At 49.4% G+C, this 3,938-nt stretch carries 2 protein-coding genes; both read left to right on the top strand.

Going from position 1 to position 3,938, the window contains the following annotated elements:
• The first annotated feature begins 222 nt into the window (after positions 1 to 222).
• On the top strand, positions 223 to 1,476 hold the full coding sequence (locus NT002_01360) for a GNAT family N-acetyltransferase (GenBank protein ID MCX6827920.1): 1,254 nt from the start codon (positions 223 to 225) through the stop codon (positions 1,474 to 1,476).
• Positions 1,477 to 2,079: 603 nt separating this feature from the next.
• Positions 2,080 to 3,938, top strand: a 1,859-nt coding sequence (locus NT002_01365) for a hypothetical protein (protein ID MCX6827921.1), incomplete at its 3' end; no start/stop codon positions are given.

Below are 3,938 nucleotides of genomic sequence, written 5' to 3' on the forward strand. Positions count from 1 at the left end.
TTACTGGAGTGTAGAGATAAAAGTCCCCCTGGCGCAGTTTGGCGTTTCAGCCAGTGCGAAAGATCAAATGGGACTGAATTTCCGCCGGAAGCAATTCCGCTTGCAGTCGGCCGCCGATTGGCAGGTGCCGCTGGTGGGTGATGCTAAAGCGCTGGGGAAGATGGTTCTTTTTTGAAGCACTGAAATCAAGGCGGAATATTCAATGATTAAGGAGCGACTTCGGTGAGTGAAATAAGAAAACTTACAGGAAAGCAACTCGATGAATTTATTACCATTGTAGGGCATGCCTATCCGGCAATGAAGATTGACACGCCGGAGGAAAAACAGCGGGCTCTGGAGCGGCTTTCGCGGCCGGGTAAGGGATCTCGGATTAGCCTCTATGGTTTATTCCGTCGGAAAAAAATGCTGGGGGTGATGAGATTGCATGATTTCACCATGAATCTTTTTGCCACCAGGATCCCGGCCGGCGGGGTGGGCATGGTAGCGGTTGACCTGATGCACAAGAAAGAGAAAGTCTGCAAGGAGATGATTCTCTATTTCCTTGAGCATTATCGCGATAGGGGTGCCCCGATAGCGCTTCTCTGGCCGTTCCGCCCCGATTTCTACCGCAATATGGGGTTTGGGTACGGCGCCAAAATTAACCAGTACCGGGTGAAGCCGGAAGCCCTTCCCAAAGGAAAAACCAAGGAACATATCCGATTTCTCAGTAAAGAAGATGCCCCGGCCATAATAGACTGCTATCAAAGGTATTTTGATAAAACCAACGGGATGGTTGAAGGGTCGGTGGCGCGGCAAGAAACGTTTATGGATTTGAGTCCGGCCCTTCGGTTTGCCGGTTATGAGAAAAAAGGAAAAATTCTGGGGTACCTGGCCTTTGATTTTGAACCGGTTTACCCGGGGAACTACGTGACCAATGACCTGCATATCAGGGAATTTATATATGAGTCACCCGAGGTCCTCGCGGAGATGATGACTTTCCTGTGGAGTCAGTCGGATCAGGTTAACCGTGTTGTATTCGAAACCAATGATGAAGATCTTCATCATCTCTTTATTGACCCGCGCAATCAGACCGGGAATCTGGTGCGTGTGGCATATCATGAATGCAACACCGGCGGGATCGGCGTTATGTATCGGGTGATTGATACGGCTTCTCTGTTTCGGGCGCTGGCCGCTCATGATTTCGGCTCACAAACCTGCCGGATGAAGCTGGCAATCAGGGATAATTTTCTGAAAAGCAATGATAGGAATATAATTATTCATTTTGAAAATGGTAAAGCCGAACTGAAGCCAAAGGGCAAATTCGATTTTGAGGTTGGTCTTGATATCTCCGATTTCTCTTCTTTACTGATGGGCGCGGTTAGTTTCCGGTCGCTGTATAATTATGGCCGGGTGGGAATATCGGACGCTGAGCATGTCGAAACGATGAATCGAATATTCGCCACCGAAGGGAAACCGGTCTGCCTGGCCTCTTTCTAATTATCTGGCGGGGAGAAGCTGCGGCAGGTCAAAAGCTGGGATAAGCAGATGATTGCATATAGGGAAACCACGGTTTGGCTTCTCAGGGTCAGGCAAAAATACTTGAGTCGGACAATAGTTGATATTTCTGATCAAGATAGACTCTTCTTTTCTGGACTGCAATTGTCCGGGAATCAATGGATTTCGTTGCTGAGACAGCCGTGGAAAGGGGCTTTGTCGAATCAGGGGCAATTTTACCTCAGGTGAAGTTTTCTGGTTCTGGGGGACGAGTGTGCAGGGGAATGCAGTTTCCCGGCTCGATTCTTGGGAAATTGGCTCCCCAAAATGAAGACAATTATAGTCGCAATAAGAGCAAATTTAATCCGGAAATTCCTAAAATAGTTTGGCAAAATCGAATTTTTTGCTTGCATATAAGTTCTCATTAGTTATCTTGTTAACGGTATAAGATATTAGTACTTACATTTACTATCGATTAATCTAAAAGGCCACGTTGGCCGCCGGAAAATTCTAAAGATTCAACCTATTGTTGACTCGAGACTCTAGCTTTATATGAGGTAGAAAATAGTTATTTGTTAAATATCCCAAACATAGGAAGGGCAACCGATGCCAGACCGTCAGCATCTAATCAGTGCCTTTTGTAACTCCAGGTACAAAAAGGCAATTCTATTCCTATTGTACGGGGTGATGCTCTGCGCCTTTGCTTCCGGCGCACCGCTATATGCCGCCTCCGTATATACCGACCGACCCGATTATCCACCCGGCGATTCGGTGGCGATAACCGCAAACGGTTTCTGGAACAATGAAAATGTTACTGTCCAGGTGACCCACCTGGATGGCACACCCACCGATGGCGAGGGGCATGACCCCTGGCAGGTGATTGCCAACGCGCTGGGGAATTTCGAAACCTTCTGGAATATTCCTTACGACGACAACCTTCTGGAAACTCTTCTGGTGACCGCGATCGGCCAGAGTTCGGGACTATTGGCCATGACCACTTTTGCCGATTGTAACTCCAATCTTTATTTTACTGCTAATATCCCTGATACATTATGCCCGGGACAGAGTTATAATGCTTGTGCCAGGCTGGTTGAAGTCTGCAAGAAGGGGAACTATGCGCCCCTTCCCAACCGTCCGATTATTTTCTATCTTAATCCCGGCAATTGCGGTGTCAATCAGGGGCAGAATGGATTTGATACTATTTGGACTGATGCCAACGGCATCGCCTGTGTCACTGTTCCGGTTCCATCTACCCCGGGAGAATATTCCCTCCGCGCCAAATATTTGGGTGAAAGTAAGCCCGCTTACGGTCAACCGGGCAACAGCGCCTGCCAACCCGGAACGCGCCTGGAAATTTCTGCCTCAAATGTCTGCGAAAGATTCATTGTCAATAGCGCCTCCTGCAACAGGCCGCCGGTAGCCACCTGCCCGGGAAATACTTCGGTTTTCCTTTGTGGCTTAGGCCCGGTCTGCACATCGGGATTCAGCTATAGTGACCCTGACGGTGACCCGGTCAGCGTCACAGTATCACTGGGAACCTTAACCGGAAATACAGTCTGTTTTACCCCTTCTGGAGAGGGGAATTACACTATCCGGCTTATTGCAACTGATTCTCATGGACTGGCCGATACCTGCGAGACGGTCGTGACGGTCAATTTGAACGACTCGCCGGTGGCCAATTGTCCGGGGAATCTGAGCAAGTTTGTTTGCGACCTGAGCCCGATTACGATACCGGGATTCACTTGGTCTGATCCGAATAATAATATCAAGACTATCACGGCTGTCGGCGGCACTCTTTCCGGCAACTCGATTGTATTCACGCCGGTGGTTGGCGCCAATACGTTGAAACTGATTGTCACCGATTCCTGCAACGTAGCCGACACCTGCCAGACAGTTGTGACAGTGGCTCTTAATGCTCCGCCGGATGCGGTTTGTCCGGGGAATCAGAGCAAGTTTGTTTGTGACTTGAGCCCGATCACGATACCGGGATTCAGTTGGTCCGATCCGAATAACAATGTCAAGACCATTACGGCGGTTGGCGGTTCTCTCTCCGGCAATTCGATTGTATTTACGCCGGTGGTTGGTGCCAATACACTCAAGCTGATTGTGACCGATTCCTGCAATGTGGCCGACACCTGCCAGACAGTGGTGACAGTGACACTCAATAGCAAGCCAGTTGCAAGCTGTCCGGGGAATCAGAGCAAGTTTGTCTGTGACCTGAGCCCGATTACGATACCGGGATTCACCTGGTCTGATCCGAATAATAATCTCAAGACTATCACGGCAGTCGGCGGTACTCTATCCGGCAACTCGATTGTATTTACACCGGTAGTCGGTGCCAATACTCTCAAGCTGATTGTGACCGATTCCTGCAATGTCGCCGATACCTGCCAGACAGTGGTGACCGTGGCGCTCAACGCCGCGCCTGATGCGGCTTGTCCGGGCAATCAGAGCAAGTTTGTCTG

It is taken from the genome of Candidatus Zixiibacteriota bacterium (assembly GCA_026397505.1).
GTDB lineage: Bacteria > Zixibacteria > MSB-5A5 > GN15 > PGXB01 > JAPLUR01.